Consider the following 16,759-nt stretch of genomic DNA (forward strand, 5'->3'; position numbering starts at 1 on the left):
GGAGACGCGCGCTTGAACGCCGAGCGGCGCTCGCATGGTCGTTAACGGTTGCAAATGCAGTTGGGATGAAGGTCAAGTGGCTGCGACACGACCATCACTTGGACCAGCCTTCAGCTCCCTGCCTGCACCTCCGTCTTGAACTCGCTCGTGGTGTGGAAGGTGATCGCCGGATTATTCCTGCGCTCGAGGTCGAGCATGTACGCGCTGGGGGCGATGAACACCGGGTTGCCATCCTTGTCCTGCACGATCTGCTGGGCCTTCACGCGGATGAACTGGTCGAGGGCGGCCTCGTCCGTAGCGGTCATCCAGCAGGCCTTGTGCGCAGGAATCTGCTGGAAGGCGCACTTGGCGCCGTACTCGTGCTCCAAGCGGTAAGCGATCACCTCGAACTGCAGCTCGCCAACGCAGCCCACGATCTTCTTGTTGCCGGGCTGCTGGGTATAGAGCTGAGCCACGCCCTCGTCGGTGAGCTGTCGGATGCCCTTGTCGAGCTGCTTGCTCTTCATGGGGTCCAGGTTCACCACTTCGCGGAAGAGCTCGGGCGAGAAGGCGGGGATGCCCCGGAAGTTGAAGCGAGCGCCATCGGTGAGGGTGTCGCCGATCTTGAAGCTGCCGGTGTCGAAGAGCCCGATGACATCGCCGGGCCAGGCTTCGTCCACGATGGTCTTCTGCGCCGCGAGGAAGCTGGTGGGATTGGCGAATCGCACTTGCTTGCCGAGCCGCACGTGCGTGTAATAGGCGTTGCGCTCGAAGCGGCCGCTGCAAACGCGCAGGAAGGCGATGCGGTCACGGTGGTTGGGGTCGAGGTTCGCGTGGATCTTGAATACGAAGCCGCTGAACACGGGATCCTCGGGCCGCACTTCGCCCTTGTCTGTGGGCCGCGGACCCGGCGGGGGGGCAATGCCCACGAAGGCGTCGAGCACCTCCTTCACGCCGAAGTTGTTGAAGGCGCTGCCGAAGAAGACCGGAGCGATGCGTCCCTTGCGATACGCATCGACGTTGAGCGGCTCGTACACGCCCTCGATCAGCTCGATGTTCGACCTCAGCTCCGCAGCGGGGTCTTCACCGATGAGCGCCTCCAGCTGAGGGTCGTTCACGCCATCGATGCGGGTGCTGCTCTGCTCCACCTTGGTCTTGCCGGGATCGAAGAGGCGAAGGCCGTGGCTGTACAGGTCATAGACGCCCTGGAAGGTGGCGCCGATGCCGATGGGCCAGCTCATGGGGCGCACCTTGATCGAGAGCTTCGCTTCCAGTTCATCGAGCAGGTCGAAGGGGTCGCGGCCCTCAAGGTCGAGCTTGTTGATGAAGACGATCACGGGCGTGCTGCGCATGCGGCACACTTCCATGAGACGCTCAGTCTGGGCCTCCACGCCCTTCACGCAATCGATCACCAGCACCACGCTGTCCACCGCAGTTAGCGTGCGATAGGTATCCTCCGCGAAATCCCGGTGGCCGGGCGTATCGAGCAGGTTGATGAGCTTGCCGCCATAGCCGAAGCTCATCACCGATGTGCTCACGCTGATGCCGCGCTGCCGCTCGATCTCCATGAAATCGCTGGTAGCGCCGCGGCGGATCTTGTTGCTCTTCACCGCACCTGCCGTCTGGATCGCGCCTCCGTAGAGCAGGAACTTCTCCGTCAGGGTGGTCTTGCCGGCGTCCGGGTGGCTGATGATGGCGAAGGTGCGCCTCCGTTCGATCTCGTCCTGCAAAGCCATGCGTGCCGTGGTTCCTGTGAAAGGGCGGCAAAAGTAGGCCCTTGGTCGAAGGGGCCTCATGAACAAGATGGCCCCTCCCCTAGTTTAGCCGCAAACCCATTGGAATGAAGATCAGGACCCTCACCCCCGCCATCGCCTTGGGCTTGGCGCTCGTGGGACGTGCGCAGGAGACCCCGGTGACCTTGCAGCTGGAGCAGATGGCAACGGGACTTACCAGCATCGTCGATATCGCGCATTGCGGCGACGAGCGGCTCTTCGCCGTGCAGCGCGGCGGCCGAATCCGCATCGTGCAGCCCGATGGCAGCATCCTGCCCACGGATTTCCTCAACATCACCACGCAAGTGAACAGCACCGGCGGCGAACAGGGCCTGCTCGGGCTCTGCTTCGACCCCGGCTACGCTGATAATGGCCGATTCTATGTGTACTACATCAATGGCTCCGGCAATGGTACCAGCCGGGTGTCGCGCTTCACCGTGAGCGCCGACCCCAACGTGGCCGACCCCGCGAGTGAGGAGATCCTCTACACCGTTGCGCAGCCCTACACCAATCATAACGGAGGCGACATCGACTTCGGCCCCGATGGCATGCTCTACATCGGGTTCGGCGATGGCGGTAGCGGCGGCGATCCGCAGAATTATGCGCAGACCATGACCTCTCCTTTGGGCAAGATGATCCGCATCGATGTGAGCGGTGCCTCCGGATGGACCGTGCCTGCGGACAACCCGTTCGCCACGGCGACCGATACCCTGCCCGAGATCTTCGCCAGCGGCCTTCGCAACCCCTGGCGCTGGGGCTTCGACTCGGAGACCGGCGACCTTTGGATCGGCGACGTGGGCCAGAATGCCGTGGAAGAGCTCGACTTCTGGCCGGCCGCCGATTACAGCGGGGCCAACTTCGGATGGCGCTGCTACGAGGCCACCAGCGCTTACAACACCTCCGGCTGCCAACCCGCATCGGCCTATGTGCCGCCCGTCGCCTTCCATCCCCAGAGCCAGCAAGGCTGGTGCTCCATCATCGGCGGACGCACCTATCGCGGCGCCGGCTACTGGCGCCTGACGGGACGCCACATCTACACCGACTACTGCGGCGGCCAGTACTATTCGCTCGCGCCCGACGAATTCGGGGGCTGGGTGCGCACGCAAGTGCTGGCCAGCGGCATCACAGGCTGGTCCGCAATAGTTGAGAACCTTGATGGCGAGCTCTTCGCAGCCAACGTCAGCAACGGGCGCATCTATCGCATCAAGGAGCAATGCACCGCCCCAGCGCCGGTGATCGGCCTCGACGGCAACACGCTCACAAGCACCGATGCCATCAGTTACCAATGGTACCTCGGCGCCACCTTGGTGAACGGCGCCACCGACCAGAGCTACTCGCCCACCGTGAACGGCAGCTACCGTGTGCTGGCCACCACGCAGACCGGCTGCCTCATCTTCTCCAACACCATCGACGTGACCACAACGGGAATTTCAGCGGTCGATGCGAACGGCATCACCATCAAGCCCGTGCCTGCGAACGCCTCTATCCAGATCGAAGGGGCTGCTGCCGGCACCGTAGCCGACTTGCTCGATGCGCAAGGCCGCGTGGCCCTTTCAGCTGCATTCGTTGCCAGCGGCCCCGTTCTGCTCAACACCGAGAAGCTCAACGCTGGCCTCTACACCGTGCGCTTGATTGCTTCCGATGGCCGGGTGATCCTGAATCGCCAGGTGCCCATCGCGCACTGACCAAGAACAGTTCCTAGCGGAGCCCTGGGGCCTTTCCCAGGGCTTCGTTCGTTCATGGAAGGCACCATGAGCGACCTTCGCAGCGTTGGAAGCCATGACATCATGAGGCACGCCATATCCTTCCTGCTGGCAGTCATGCTCGCTTCGGCATCGGCACAGCCGGGGGCTAAGGCTGAGGCCATTGCACAAGCCAAGGCGCTGGCTGAGGCGAATGCTGACCTAGAGCGTGAAGCCGCGAGCGTGAAGCTGAAGAACGCATTGCGCGCCTTGCTCGATGCGCCCGGCGCGATGGAACTGGATCTGGCCGATCTGCCCCTGAGCCGCGTGGACGCACCCGATGGCGGCTTCCGTCTGATCACCTGGAACTTGCCGCAGGCCGATGGCACGCACCGCTACGAGGGCTTCCTGCTCGCGCGCAAGGGCAAGCTCACCACCCTCCACGAACTGCGCGATATGACCAGCGGCATCGCCAACCCGGAGCTGGCCGAACTCAGCCCCGACCGCTGGTATGGGGCACTGTACTACGAGGTCATCCCCGTGAAGAAGGGCGGCCGGACCTGGTACACGCTCTTGGGCTGGAAGGGCCACAGCGCCACCGAGACGCGCAAGGTGATCGAGGTGCTCAGCTTCCGGGGGAACAGACCGCGCTTCGGTGCACCGCTGTTCGGCAAAGGGAAGCTCAGCGAGCAACGCAAGGCCTTCTCCTACGCGTTCAATGCGAGCATGATGCTGCGCTACGATCGAGAGCAGGGCCGTATCGTGCTCGATCACCTGGCCCCCATCCGAGCAGACCTGCAGGGCAGGGGTGCGCTCATGGGCCCCGATATGAGCTTCGATGCGTTCGCTTGGCAGAAAGGGCAATGGCGCTACCAGCGCGACATCGACCTGCGGGACCCGAATCCCGATAAGCGGCCCTTCAATAACCCGCCGAAGGAGCCACGCAAGTGAGGCCTGCTGCCAGACCTTGGTTCACCCGATATGCGTCCCGGGATGATCGTGAATGAGCGGCAATGGCCCGTGGTCAGCGGTCGAGGTCCGAAATCGCATTCCTGATCATCGCCGGCCGTTCACGGTTCAGTGCGCCAGATGGAAGCGGCCGAGAAATGAGTGGATGACGTGCGGATCCTTCTCCTTTCTTTGCGCGCCCTTGAATCTGGGCATCGCATGACCAAGTCCTCGAAGCCCTTGAAGATCGCGCGCAAGCGATCGCGCATCCATGGCAACGGCGTCTTCGCCACGGCCGGCATCCGCAAAGGCGAGCGCATCGTCGAATACACCGGAAGGCGCATCACGCACGAAGAAGCCGATGAGCAGTACCACGGCGATGTGAGCACCGGCCATACCTTCCTCTTCACGCTGAACAGGCACTGGGTGATCGATGCCAATCGTGGCGGCGGTGTGGCGAGGTGGATCAACACCAGCTGCGAGCCCAATGCCGTGGCCTACGTCCACAGCGAGAAGAAGAAGCGCCCCGACCCGAAGAAGGACTTCGTGGTGATCGAGGCCCTGCGCGCCATCAAGGCCGGTGAGGAGATCACCTACGACTACGGCTTCGACTTCGAGATGCCCTATACCGTGAAGCTGCTGCGCACCTGGGCCTGCAAATGCGGATCGCCCAAGTGCCGTGGCACCATGCTCAAGGGCAAGAAGGCCCGCGAGGTGATGAAGAAGCACCCGAACTGGCATAAGGGGCTTTGAGGGCGAGGAACGGCGTGAGGGCTGGCCCATGCGCTGCTGCATCAGGTACCTTCGCGGCCATGCGCGTTGATTCGATCCTGCTCCTTGCGTGGTGCTGGAGCGCCTGTTCCGCGCCGAAGGGCGATCTCTGCGCCGATTCCTTCTCGCCCTACCAGGATCTGGTGAGCGGGCGCACCCGTAACGCGGCCAATGCAGCCTACGTGGATGCCATGGCCTTGTACGAGCAAGGAGATCATGAAGGCGCCATCGCCGGCTTGCGGAGCTACCTGGACACGCCGGGCGCCGATAAGCGCGCCTACCTCTATCTCGCCGTGAGCCAATTGGCCGTGGGGCAGCCCTTCGAGGCGGAGCTCAGCATCGATCAATTGGAGAACAGCACCGTGCCCGGCTACAAGGATCCCTGCGAATGGTACACGGTGCTGTGCTGGCTGTGCAGCAACCAGCTGGATCGCGCAGCAGCAGGCGCCAAGCGCATCGCTCAAGGGCCGCACACCTACCGCCGCGAAGCGGAGGTTCTGCTAGAACGATTGGAGCGCACGCGATGAGATTGCCCGATGCCGAGCGATTGCTGCGCGGATCATTCGAGCGCCCCTTGCCGGGGCACGATGCCTTCCTGGAACTGAGCGGCTACAAGCGCCCCGATCTGGAGGCCGCGCGCCGCGCTGATCCCCCGCCGCGCGAGAGCGCCGTGCTGGCCCTGATCTATGAACGGCATGAAGAGGCGCACGTGCTGCTGATGCTCCGCCCGGACTACGATGGCGTGCATAGCGGGCAGGTGTCGTTCCCCGGCGGACGCCGGGAGCCGCATGATGCCGACCTGCGCGCCACCGCGCTGCGCGAGTTCGCCGAGGAGACCGGGGCCGCTCCAGATGCCGAAGTGCTCGGCGCGCTCAGCCCGGTGTACATCCCGCCGAGCCGCTCGTTGGTGACGCCCTACGTGGCGATCGCGAAGCAGGCCGGCCCCTTCTCGCCCGACCCGCGCGAAGTGGCCGAGCTGATCGAGGCGCCGCTGAGCTTGCTGCTGCACGACGACATCCTGAAGCGGCGCGAGCAGCACATCGCGATCATGGGCCGGAGCGTGGAGATCCCCTATTTCGATGTGCAAGGCCGCGTGGTCTGGGGCGCCACGGCCATGATGATCGCCGAGCTACGCGAGCTCCTTCGCCGCTGAGAGGCCGCAGTAGCGCAGCAGCTCCTCATTCGGGCGCGTACCGTCGCGGTCGCTGCTGTACTGAGACTTGATGCGCTTCACGAAATACATGTCGATGGCGCCTTTGTTCTTGGCATCGATCTGCCCGCGGTGCACGCACTCGAAGTGGTCCTTCACGATCGCGTAGGTGGCCCCGCTGATGTTCACCTCCCCCACCTCGCCGCTGCTCTCCATGCGGCTGGCGGTGTTCACGGTATCGCCCCAGATGTCGTAGGCGAACTTGCGCTTGCCCACCACGCCGGCCACAACGGGCCCGGTATGGACGCCGATGCGCAAGGCCCAACCCTCCTTGCCCACGGCGCGGTGCTCCTCCTGCCAACGCTTCATCAGCTCACGCACCTCCAACGCGGCCAGCACGCATTTGTGGGCATGGCGCGCATCGCTGGTGGGCACGCCGGCCGCGCACATGTAGCTGTCTCCGATGGTCTTGATCTTCTCGATGCCGTAACGGCCCACGATCTCATCGAACTGCACGAAGCAGGTGTCGAGCTCGCTCACCAGCTCTTCCGGCGTCATCTTCTCAGCCACGCGGGTGAAGCCTTTCATATCGGTGAAGAGCACCGTGACCTGCTCGTGCCTGCGCGCGGTGGCCTTGCCCTTCTCCTTCAGCTCATCGCTGATCTCTTTCGGCAGGATGTTGAGCAGCAGGTCCTCGATGCGCCCCTTCTGCCCTTCGATCTCCTTGCTCTGGGCCACCACCTCAGCGGTGCGCTCCTCCACTTTCTGCTCGAGCACCATATTGCGCAAACGGAGCTGCCGCTCGCGCACCTTGATGTAGCTGAACAGGCTCATGCCGATGAAGATGGCCAGCGCCGTGTAGAACCACCAGCTGCGGTACCAAGGCGGGTGAATGGTGAAGCGCAGTTCAGTAGGCGGATCGCTCCATAGGCCGCTTCGGTCCATGGCCTTCACCTTGAAGGTGTAAGTGCCCGGAGGCAGCGCAGGATAGGCGGCCACGGTGCTCGCGGTCATCGGCTGCCAGTCGTCCTCCAAGCCCTCGAGCATGACCATGTAGCGCACGGCGTTGGGATCGCTGAGCGCCACGCAGCCATATCGCACGCGGATGCTGCGCTCATCATGGCTGAGGCTGGCTTCGCCGCTGATCGGGCGCTCTTCCAGGTTCACCGTCCATCCGCGGATGGTGACGAGCGGTGCGACGTTGCGTTCGACCTCCTGCTTGTTGCCCACGCGCGTTGCGCCGTTCACCGTGCCGAAGAGGATGCCGCCATCACGCAGCGCGCACACGGCATTCGGCTTCACTTCGATGCCCGTGAAGCCGGCGCGCTCCGTGAAGGCGATGAAGCCCTCTTGCTTGTGCCGCCATTTGTTCAGGCCCTTGGTGGTGCCGATCCACACGTGGCCCTGATCATCGGTTGCGAGCGCCTTGATCACATTGCTGAGCAGGCCCTGCTCGATGCCGAAGCGCTGGACTTCCTTGCCGTCCTTGAGCAATATGATGCCCTGTCCTTCGGTGCCCACCCAGATGCGGCCTTCCTTGTCCTGCGTGAAGCACGAGGCGGCGAAGGAGCGGCCCAAGTCGATGCGCTGCGCCTTGCCATTATCGATGCGGGTGATGCCGTTGCTCTTGCTGCCCACCCAGATGGCACCATTCCGGTCACGGAACAGGGCGATCACGTGTTTGCCGGCGAGGCCGTCCTCTTCGCCATACGGCGTGGGCACCGTACCGCTTCCGGGCAGGTAGCGCCAAAGGCCGTTCACGCTGCCTACCCATAGCTCACCCGGCTGGCCGATCGCCAATGCGGTCACACGCAGGTCGGCCAAACTTCCCGAGACCTCGATGGCCTCCTGTGAACGGCCGGAGCGAGGATCGAATCGGAGCAGGCCCCCTCCCTCGGTGCCCACCCACACGTAGCCCTTGTCGTCCTCCACCAAGCAGCGCACGAAGTTGCTCGTGAGCTGTCCTTTCTGCGCGGTGATCTGCTCGGTGAGCTTGCCTTGCGAATCAAGCACGACGATGCCTGCGTTGGTTCCGAACCAGACGCGCTGATTCCGATCCTCCATCACAGCGAAGACCTTGGGGTCGTTGAGGCCCTCGGCTTCGCTGTAGGTGATGAATCGATCGCCTTTGAAGATGTCGAAGCCGCTCTCGTACATGCCGATGAGCATGTTGCCCTCGCGGTCGCGCACCAGGCAGCGGATGGCGCGGCCGTGCAGACCATTGTCCGGGCCGTATGTACGCACGCCATCGGCCGTCACGCAGCTCGCTCCTCCATCGGTGGTGCCGATCCACACTTGGCCATCGCCATCCTCGCCGAAGCAGTAAATGGTGTTGCTGCCCAATCCGTTGAGGATATCGAATCGGTCGCAACGGCCATCGGTGGTGCACCGGAACGCGCCGCCGCCCTGCGTGCCCACCCAGATGCGGCCCTTGGAATCGACGAATAGCGCTGTGCGACCGAAGATGTCGGGCACGCCGGGAAGGTTGAAATCCGAAACGGTGGTTCCATCAGTAACCTGCATGCCACCGCTCCCGGTTACCAATGCGATGCGGCCATCGGGCAATGCGGCCATGGTGAGCAGGTGCTCCTTCAGCCCTTGATCGGCCATGATGCTTGAAGCGCTCAGCGTTCCATCCTCGGCGGGTGCGCCTTGGATCCGCCAGAGGCCTGATCCCATGGTGGCCACCAGGATGCTGCCGCTCTTCTCCTGCACCCACGCCGTGATGGCGCTGCTCACGCCCTTGCCGAGCGAGCAAGCGCGGAACACCCGGCCGTTGGTCCACGTGATGCCGCCATCAAGGTGGCCGGCCCAAACGCTGCCTTCGCGGTCAACGAGCAGGGAGAACACGCCGCCCGAGGCAGTGCCATCGCCGGTGCCGTGATCCACCACGCTTATGCCGTCGTAGCTGGCCAGGCCCGACTCCGTGCCCACCCAGATGATGCCATCGGCGCTCTGCGCCGCGCAATACACCTTCACGGCGGGCAGCCCTTGCTGGTTGCTGATGTTCTCGAAGAAGTAACGCTGCGCTTGGGCGGCCTGGGCCAGCGCAAGCGCGAGCAGCACAGCAAGGAAGGGGCGTATCGCGCGCATATCAACGGGTCAGGTCGAAGAAGGAGGCATCGCCGGCGGCAGCATCGCTCACCACGACGGTATTGCTGACGCTCTCGCTGTAGTTCTGCATCTGGGCCTTGAGGGCGCCGTAGTTGTAGTAGCTGTAGATGTAGTCTTTCTTGCCATCCACGGGGATCCAATAGGCTTTGCCGCCGGCGGTGCGGCCGTGCCCGCTGAACCACACGAGGATGGTGCCCACCTTGTTGGTGCGGGCGAGGTCGCGCAGCTCCACGTTGAAGAAGCGCTCCATCTGCTCCTTGGTGAGGTTCTTCTTGCTGATGGTGCGCTGCACCTGGTAGCTGGAGAAGGCCTTCTGCATCTTGCTCGCATCGGAGGCCTGGGCCGCAGGGAAATTGCGGTAGTTGGTGTTCTCGATGTGCACCACCCAGGTGCCGCCCTTGCCCGCAACGGGCGTGCTCGTCTCGCTGGGCACGGGCTTCACCACGGCCACCGCCTCTGCAGCGCGCTTCACCGACCATTGCTCTTCAGCCGCATTGCCGAACTGATCCTCAGCGCGCACGATGAACCGTTCGGCATCCTTCAATTCGACCTTGATGGAGAAATCGGGATTCACGCGGTCCGGCGCATAGCTCGCGCTCTGGCCATTCACCGTGATCAGGCGGATGAGGCTTGCATCGGACACGGTTCCTTCAAGGAAGACCTCTGTCTTGCCGGCCGGAAGCGTGATCTCCCGATCGCCGCTGGCCTTCGGCGCGGTGAGCGCGATCACCGGCGCCGTGCCCTCGCTGCGCTCCACGTTCAGCACTTCGCTGGTGAAGTTCTCGTAGAGATCGGTGGCCTGCACCACGATCTCCTTGGCATCGCGGTCCAGGGCGATGGTGGTGACGAACATGGGGTCCTTCTCGTCCTTGGTGAAATCGGCCGCCTTGCCATTCACCGAGATGGATTTGATCAGGCTCTTATCGCGCACGTAGCCGCTCACCTCCACCACTCCTTCAGAGCTCGACACTTTGGCCACATCGCCGACGCGGAAGGGCTTCACCACGGTGATGGCGGGCGCATCGGCTTCGCGGTTCTGCTCGAAGATGAGGGCCGTGATCCGTGCCCGTGCGGATTCCAGTTCACCGCGCTTCTCGCTGCTGATGGCGCCATCGGTCTCCATGGCCTTCTGCGCGGCATCGATGTCCTTGAGCGCGCCTTCGAGGTCCACGTTGGCTTCCTTGCACTCCGCGCGCAGCAGCAGGGCGTGCGCATCCTTGGGGTCGGCGAGCACGATGCGGTTGAGGTCGTTCACCGCGTTCTGGTGCTGGCCGAAGCCCTTGTAGTAGAGCGCGCGCTGGAGATGCACGGCGCGGTCGGCGCGGCCCAGCGCGATGCAGCGGCTCACATCGTCGATGGCCTTGGCATATTCCTTCTGGTGGGCGAGCGCCTTGCTGCGCACGAAGAGCGCATCGGTGCTCTGCGGGTTCAATTCGAGCGCGCGGGTGCATTTCTCGATGGCCTTCTCCAGCGTGCGCGCCTTCATGGTAGGGCCGGAGTAGAGCTCATAGAGGGCGAGCTGCACCTCGCTCACGGCCACATAAGCCGGTTCGTAGAGGTGGTTCCATTCGATCACCTTGTCCAAGTCGAACTCCGCGGTCTTGTAATCACGGGTGGCGGTGCGCACGAGGCCGTGCAGATAGTAGGTGTCCGTAGTGGCCTTGATGGAGAGCGCCTGGTCCGAAGAACGGGTGGCGCAATCGAGGTCGCCGGCCTTGAGGCAGGCCCGGGCGAGCGCCATCTGCGCGGCCTGGTTCTTCGGCGCCACGCGCACGGCCTGATCCGCGAACGTGCGGGCCTTGGCTGCGCTATCGAGGTCGGCATAAGCCGCGGAGGCCGCGATGGCGTAGAGCGCATCGGCAGGCATGAGCTGAGCCACCTGCGCCAGGTCGGCAGCGCGCTCTGCCATGCGCCCCAGTGAGCCGAAAGCATCGGCGCGGCCCATGTAGGCCTTCACCAGCTTGGGATCGGTACGGATGGCGAAGCCGAACTTCTCCACAGCCTGCTCGAACTGCTGCTGGGCAAGGAGCTTGTTGGCTTCTTTCAGGAAGGCCTTGCCCGATTGGGCATGGATGGCGAATGTAAGGAGCGCCGCGGTGACTAGCGCTAGCGTACGCAGGAGGTGCATGGCAGGCCGGGCGAAAATAGGCGAGCAGGCCAAGCCCGGCGCGGGCGTCGGGAAGAAACAGCCCCGATCACCCGAAGGTGCCGCAGGAATCGCGTTAGGGATAGCAGCGAAAAGCCCGCAAGCGAGGAGGAACGACGAGTGCGGACTTGCAGCGGAAAGCCCGACGGCGCGGCGCGATCGGACGCGCCGGAACGCTCCATGGACAGCCCTACGGCCAATACCGGTACGCAACACGATCCCGATAAAGGGTGTACTCGTGCGCACCTGAACAGCGGCGGCAGTCGAAACTGTCCACCTGCACGGTCCGGTTCAGGCCTGAAGCGTAATCGAAGCGGGCAAGCACTGGGCACGGCATGCCCTTGTCGCCGATCAAGATGTTCTCGCCGGTCGTGTCAGCAAGTTGGGCTCGCGAATAGTTGCGCTCCTCCCCACAGCATGAGAATGCGACTCCGACAAGGTCATCCATTGACTCACCCAATCTCAGGCTCACCCATGTCGTCCGATAGATCCGATCCCTCTCACGTTCTTGAACCGACCTGAAAACAAGGGTCACCGCGACTGACAGCGCCAATGTGGAACTGATGGTCCACAGTGCGACCCTGGATCCGCGTCTCATTCGAGTATCTTCACTGCAGGACTATACGTTCACCTCTGCCATCACCTTCCTCACCGCCCCTTCCACCTTATCCAAATAGGCCTCCAGCTCCGGTTCCGTCCATGTCACTCGGATGTTGAAGCTGATGAGGCGGCTGAGCACCGCATCGCTCTTCGGGAACTTCATCGTCTTCAGGTCCTGCGGCAAGCCGAGCTCGTGCGCCACCATGCGGAAGGGCATGCTGAGGTCCTTCACCTGGTGCCACTGCTTGATGTAGTGGTACATATTATCGTACCAGTAGCCGCCGCCCACGCCCGCCTCGCCCATGGCCTTGTGCGCCGCGCGCGCCGTGGATTCATCGGGGAAGAGCAGGTGGAAGAAGGTGGCGCTGTCGCCGGCATCGTCGCATTGCTTGCGGAAGGACAGGCCGGGGATCTTCGAGAGGCGCGCGTGGATGATCGCCTTGTGCTTGCGCTGCTGGCTGATGATGTAGGGCAGCTTGCGCGCCTGCGCCAGTCCGATGGCCGCGTTGATCTCGCCGATGCGGTAGTTGGTGCCCATGATCGGGTGGGGCTCCATGCCGCGGTTGTCGCCTTCGTGGCTGTGGCCGTGGTCGCTGAGGTACTCGGCGGTCCTGATCAGCTGCTCATCGTCGGTGATGATGACGCCGCCTTCGCCGCAGGTGTTGATCTTGAAGAAGTCGAAGCTGAAGCTGCCCATCTTGCCGAAGAGCCCGAGGTGCCTGCCTTTGTAGGTGGCGCCGAGCGCTTGGGCGGTGTCCTCGATCAGCATGACGTCCTTCTCCTTGCACACGGCCATGATGCCATCGAGATCGGCCGACGCACCGCACATGTGGACGAGCAGCACGGCCTTCGTCTTCGGTGTGATCGCTGCGCGGATCCCTTCGGCGCTCAGGCACAAGGTCTCGTCGATCTCCGCGAAGACCGGAATGGCGCCCGCGAAGAGCACCGCTTCGATCGTGGCCACGAAGGTGAAGGGCGGCACGATCACATGATCGCCATAACCGACACCGCACGCCGCGAGCATGGAGCTCACCGCCGTGCTTCCGCTGCTCACCGCTAGCGCGTGCTTCGCGCCGGTGAACCTGGCGATCTCGGCCTCGAAGTCCTTCGCCTTCCAATGGCCCTTGCGCGCCGCATCGTGGTTGTAGCGGAAGAGCACGCCCGTGTTCAGGACGTCCATCACTTCCTTCTTCTCCTCCTCGCCGAACAGTTCGGTGCCTGGCATGTTATGGGCTATTGGACCGCGAAAGTAGCCGTGTCAGGCCCTGCGGCATACTTCGACCAACGCATCGGCGTTGATGCCAACCCATATGAGATACCTGATCCTCCTCCTCACTGCGCTGCTCCTCCATCAGCGCTCCCTGGCCCAAGGCTGCAGCGATGCCGGCGTTTGCACGGCTGGTCCAATGGGGCCTATTGCAAGCACCAGCGACAGCACCCTCGGGGATGAGCGGCGCCACTTCGCAAAGCTCCAGTACACTTATGCGATAGGTGAGCAGGGCGTCGTGATCATGCAGGTGCAGCCCGAGATCGGCTTCGGCCTCACGGAACGGCTCGGGGTGCATTGAAGGCGCCTTTTGTGGCTGCCAGCGGCAATCTCGGAGAGAACAGCGGTATCGGGGATGTGATCTTCACCACGAGCTATGCGTTGATCAAGGAGCGCGACCGGAACCTGACGGCAATCGCCGGCATGCGGATCCCGACCGGGGACACCTCACCGCAGCCCCTTGAGAAGACCAGCTTCGGCCCTGACTTCAAGCCGCTGCCCATGCCCTACCAGCCAGGCTTAGGCACACAGGATCTTCTGCTTGGCGTGCAGTACCGAAACAAACGCTGGTCAACCGCGCTCGCTTATCAGCATGTCTTATCCCAGGGGAACGAGAATCTCTTCTTCCACGAGCCTTGGGATGGCGATCCCAACGCGGTCAAGTACTTCGAGAGCGCCTATCTGGAGCGAGCAAACGATGCGGTGGTCCGCTTGCAGTACGCCATACCCTTCCGTCGCTTCACGCTTCAACCGGGCGTTCTGGCCATCTACCACCTCGGATTGGACAGCCGGTTAGAAGCGGACGCCACCCCGGACCCTTGGGACCTGGAGCCCTTCGTTCGCCGCGACATCGCAGGATCAGACGGCCTCACGCTCAACCTCACCGCCGATGCACGGTACGACCTGAAAGCGAACTGGGCGCTCGAGGCATCCTTCGGCAGCCCGGTGATCGTGCGCGAGGTGAGGCCCGATGGCCTGACCCGCGCCATGGTGCTCAGCCTCGGCGTGCGCTTCGGCTTCTGATCATTCTTTCACCGCGATCCGCACCAGCACGTCTTCTTTGCCCTTCTTGTAGGCCTCCATGAGGATCTCGCCGGTGCCGATGCGCGTGAGGCGCTCCATGCTGAGCTGGTAGAGCTTCACGCCCTTCACCTCGTCCGGGTTGAGCACGGCGTGGCGCTCCATGCGTCCGGTGGATTCATCGATCGCATCGGCCACCACGAGCACATCGCCTTTCATGCTGGGCGGCTCATCGCTGCGGATGTCGAGGTCCTTGCTCTTGCTGAAGTGCAGGAAGTGGTGCGCGCCGGCCCCCTTCATGTACTTGAAGCTGGCGCCGATGGGCGCGCGTGAGCTGGCCCGCTTGGGAATGCGGTTCATCCACTGCAGCTTGTTGCTCGGGTCGATCCCGGCCACGAGGAGGTCATCGGCATGCCACACCGTGTAGCAGCGGGTGCCATTCTGGGTAGTGACGCATTCCACCGTGGTGTAACGCTTCTCGCCTACCACCACCAGGCTGCCGTCCTTCCCGCTGTAGACACGGTTCAGGTCCATGCCCCAGAGCCCGAGGTCTTCGCCCTTGTCCTCTTTCTTCTCGTTGCGCTTCACGTCCTTGGCGCGTGTGTACATGTTGATGATCTCCTTCGGGATCTCGTGGAAGGCCACGCTGGTCAGTTCATCGCTGGCATCGAAGGAGCCCACGAACACGCCATCGGCACCTGTCTGCTCCCAATTCTTCTTGTAGAAGCCCGCCGCGCGCAGGTCGCCCTTCGCATCCTCGAAGAAGGCGATCGACATGAGCTTCTGCCCGGTGAGCGCGAGCGGCGATTGCTCCCACGCAGCGCCCTTCCCGGTGCAGCGGAGGAACTCATACTGGTAATCCTCGTCCTTGCGCTCCTTCACCTTCTCCGCGCTGCCCTTGTAAACGCTGGCGATGATGCAGATGTCGCCCTTGGCATCGATCGTATAGTCCTCCATCGACATCACATCGGTGCCGTAGGGGACCTTCACGTCGGCGGTCCAGTCCAGGCTGAGGTCTGGCTTCAGCACGGCCACGGACAATTCCATCTCCTTGCGCAGCTCCTTGTTCTCCTTCAGCTCCTTCTTGTCCTTGATGCGCTGGTACTGCACGATGAGATTCTCCTCATCGGCGCTGAGGATGAAGTCGAACTTGTCGGTGACAGCGAAGCGGTAGAAGCCCGTGGCGGTGAGCGTGCCGCGCACCTTGCCTTTCACGGAAAGCACCTTCTTGCCCTTGCCCATGAATTGGCCCTCGTTCTTGTCGATCTCGCGGGCGAAGAGCTGCTCGGTTTCATTGTCCCTGTCCCAGACCGAATAGAGGAAGTACATGCGCCCGCCGACCTCGGTCACATGCTCAAAGGCCATGTCCTTGTCGAAATCCTCGTACTGCTTCATGCCGGTCTGCGAAAGACCATCGCCGCTGAGCTTCTGCACGAACCAGCGCCGGCCATCGACCTTGATGCAGATGATGCCATCCTCCACCTCGTAATAGCGCTTGATGCCATCGATCACCGGATAGGGCTTGCCCAGTTCCACGGTGTAGTTGCCGGAGAGGGTGTAGTCCTGGGCGATGGCTGTCGGGACCAAGGACGATGCAAGGAGAGCTGTTAGCAGGAAATGGCGCATGGGCAGTGTTTTGGGGTCGCGAACATAAATCAGGAAACGGCTCAATGCCCTGCAAGGGGTCGCGCTTGCCATTACGTGACACTCCCCGAAAAGCCGATCTTCAGCCCCATGCGGCCTAGGGTCCTGTTCCATCTCTTGGGGTTAGCGCCTTTCACCGCCGTAGCCCAGGTCGACCTCCCCGTCTTCGGCAAGCAGCAGGTCATCAACGGCTATGCGAAGGACATCGAGGGCGAGGTCCTCTCCTACTTCAGCGTGTACCCGGAGCATGCCACCACGGCCTTGCTGACCCGTTGTACTGATGGGAAGAAAGCCATTGCTTGGGAGACCGCCGTCGTACCGCAATTCAGGCAGAGCGAGAGTCCCCGGTATTTCTACTTCAGCTGGATCGCCGCGCACAACAGCACCACTTCCGGGGGCGATCGCTCGTTCGATCTCTACATCAACGACCAGCTCGCGCTCACCTTCACCACGCACCACAGCACCGCGCCGGGCTCGTGGGAGGCGGATGGAACGGACGGCACCAAGCTCGTCTACGAGTTCAGCAAAGCGGACCGGCACGGCGATGCGCATGGCTTTGCGCATTTGCGGGTGTCAGGGAAGTACATCACCCCGGGGAAGCCGCTGCGGCTGAAGGTGGTGGGTCACGCACAGAACAGCCCGGATTGGTTCATGACCTTCCGGTAC

At 63.1% G+C, this 16,759-nt stretch carries 13 protein-coding genes; 8 read left to right on the forward strand and 5 right to left on the reverse strand.

The window, feature by feature from the left end; genetic code table 11:
- Positions 1 to 110 precede the first annotated feature (110 nt).
- On the reverse strand, positions 111 to 1,715 hold the full coding sequence (locus IPK70_10075; GenBank protein MBK8227506.1) for a peptide chain release factor 3: 1,605 nt from the start codon (positions 1,713 to 1,715) through the stop codon (positions 111 to 113).
- Positions 1,716 to 1,819: 104 nt separating this feature from the next.
- On the opposite strand from IPK70_10075, the gene IPK70_10080 reads away from it, so the two are divergent.
- From IPK70_10080 to IPK70_10100, 5 genes are all read left to right on the forward strand, one after another.
- Complete coding sequence (locus tag IPK70_10080) at positions 1,820 to 3,436, forward strand: PQQ-dependent sugar dehydrogenase (GenBank protein MBK8227507.1); 1,617 nt, start codon at positions 1,820 to 1,822, stop codon at positions 3,434 to 3,436.
- A gap of 102 nt (positions 3,437 to 3,538) precedes the next feature.
- Complete coding sequence (locus tag IPK70_10085) at positions 3,539 to 4,384, forward strand: hypothetical protein (protein ID MBK8227508.1); 846 nt, start codon at positions 3,539 to 3,541, stop codon at positions 4,382 to 4,384.
- Positions 4,385 to 4,600: 216 nt separating this feature from the next.
- A complete protein-coding gene (locus tag IPK70_10090; GenBank protein ID MBK8227509.1) occupies positions 4,601 to 5,134 on the forward strand; it encodes an SET domain-containing protein-lysine N-methyltransferase in 534 nt (177 codons plus the stop codon).
- 59 nt (positions 5,135 to 5,193) lie between these two features.
- Complete coding sequence (locus IPK70_10095) at positions 5,194 to 5,679, forward strand: hypothetical protein (GenBank protein ID MBK8227510.1); 486 nt, start codon at positions 5,194 to 5,196, stop codon at positions 5,677 to 5,679.
- Positions 5,676 to 6,305 carry a CoA pyrophosphatase gene (locus IPK70_10100; protein ID MBK8227511.1) on the forward strand — a complete coding sequence of 210 codons (630 nt, stop codon included), beginning with the start codon at positions 5,676 to 5,678 and terminating at the stop codon, positions 6,303 to 6,305. The genes IPK70_10095 and IPK70_10100 overlap by 4 nt, the downstream gene beginning before the upstream one ends.
- Here the strand turns inward: IPK70_10100 and IPK70_10105 are convergent.
- The 3 genes from IPK70_10105 to IPK70_10115 form a co-directional block, all read right to left on the reverse strand.
- Positions 6,282 to 9,395: a hypothetical protein gene (locus IPK70_10105; GenBank protein ID MBK8227512.1), complete on the reverse strand. Its 3,114-nt coding sequence runs from the start codon at positions 9,393 to 9,395 to the stop codon at positions 6,282 to 6,284. The genes IPK70_10100 and IPK70_10105 overlap by 24 nt on opposite strands.
- A 1-nt stretch (position 9,396) precedes the next feature.
- Positions 9,397 to 11,544, reverse strand: a complete 2,148-nt coding sequence (locus IPK70_10110) for a tetratricopeptide repeat protein (protein MBK8227513.1) — start codon at positions 11,542 to 11,544, stop codon at positions 9,397 to 9,399.
- A gap of 637 nt (positions 11,545 to 12,181) precedes the next feature.
- Positions 12,182 to 13,387 carry a DegT/DnrJ/EryC1/StrS family aminotransferase gene (locus IPK70_10115; protein MBK8227514.1) on the reverse strand — a complete coding sequence of 402 codons (1,206 nt, stop codon included), beginning with the start codon at positions 13,385 to 13,387 and terminating at the stop codon, positions 12,182 to 12,184.
- An 85-nt stretch (positions 13,388 to 13,472) separates the two neighbouring features.
- On the opposite strand from IPK70_10115, the gene IPK70_10120 reads away from it, so the two are divergent.
- Both IPK70_10120 and IPK70_10125 read left to right on the forward strand, forming a co-directional pair.
- Positions 13,473 to 13,730, forward strand: coding sequence for a hypothetical protein (locus tag IPK70_10120; GenBank protein ID MBK8227515.1), 258 nt, complete (start codon positions 13,473 to 13,475; stop codon positions 13,728 to 13,730).
- Complete coding sequence (locus IPK70_10125; GenBank protein ID MBK8227516.1) at positions 13,727 to 14,452, forward strand: hypothetical protein; 726 nt, start codon at positions 13,727 to 13,729, stop codon at positions 14,450 to 14,452. The genes IPK70_10120 and IPK70_10125 overlap by 4 nt, the downstream gene beginning before the upstream one ends.
- Here IPK70_10125 and IPK70_10130 read toward each other — a convergent pair whose 3' ends face one another.
- Entirely contained in the window at positions 14,453 to 16,075 is a 1,623-nt protein-coding gene (locus IPK70_10130; protein ID MBK8227517.1) for a hypothetical protein, read from the reverse strand.
- A gap of 108 nt (positions 16,076 to 16,183) precedes the next feature.
- Here IPK70_10130 and IPK70_10135 point away from each other — a divergent pair.
- A partial coding sequence (locus IPK70_10135) for a hypothetical protein (protein ID MBK8227518.1) occupies positions 16,184 to 16,759 on the forward strand: 576 nt, incomplete at its 3' end.

The sequence above is a fragment of the Flavobacteriales bacterium genome (genome assembly GCA_016712535.1).
In the GTDB taxonomy this organism is placed as follows: domain Bacteria; phylum Bacteroidota; class Bacteroidia; order Flavobacteriales_F; family PHOS-HE28; genus PHOS-HE28.

Coding starts and splice junctions, on each gene's coding strand:
- IPK70_10080 (MBK8227507.1), top strand. CDS start 1,820: ATGAAGATCAGGACCCTCACCCCCGCCATCGCCTTGGGCTTGGCGCTC.
- IPK70_10095 (MBK8227510.1), top strand. CDS start 5,194: ATGCGCGTTGATTCGATCCTGCTCCTTGCGTGGTGCTGGAGCGCCTGT.
- IPK70_10115 (MBK8227514.1), bottom strand. CDS start 13,387: ATGCCAGGCACCGAACTGTTCGGCGAGGAGGAGAAGAAGGAAGTGATG.
- IPK70_10100 (MBK8227511.1), top strand. CDS start 5,676: ATGAGATTGCCCGATGCCGAGCGATTGCTGCGCGGATCATTCGAGCGC.
- IPK70_10085 (MBK8227508.1), top strand. CDS start 3,539: ATGAGGCACGCCATATCCTTCCTGCTGGCAGTCATGCTCGCTTCGGCA.
- IPK70_10120 (MBK8227515.1), top strand. CDS start 13,473: ATGAGATACCTGATCCTCCTCCTCACTGCGCTGCTCCTCCATCAGCGC.
- IPK70_10075 (MBK8227506.1), bottom strand. CDS start 1,715: ATGGCTTTGCAGGACGAGATCGAACGGAGGCGCACCTTCGCCATCATC.
- IPK70_10105 (MBK8227512.1), bottom strand. CDS start 9,395: ATGCGCGCGATACGCCCCTTCCTTGCTGTGCTGCTCGCGCTTGCGCTG.
- IPK70_10090 (MBK8227509.1), top strand. CDS start 4,601: ATGACCAAGTCCTCGAAGCCCTTGAAGATCGCGCGCAAGCGATCGCGC.
- IPK70_10130 (MBK8227517.1), bottom strand. CDS start 16,075: ATGCGCCATTTCCTGCTAACAGCTCTCCTTGCATCGTCCTTGGTCCCG.
- IPK70_10110 (MBK8227513.1), bottom strand. CDS start 11,544: ATGCACCTCCTGCGTACGCTAGCGCTAGTCACCGCGGCGCTCCTTACA.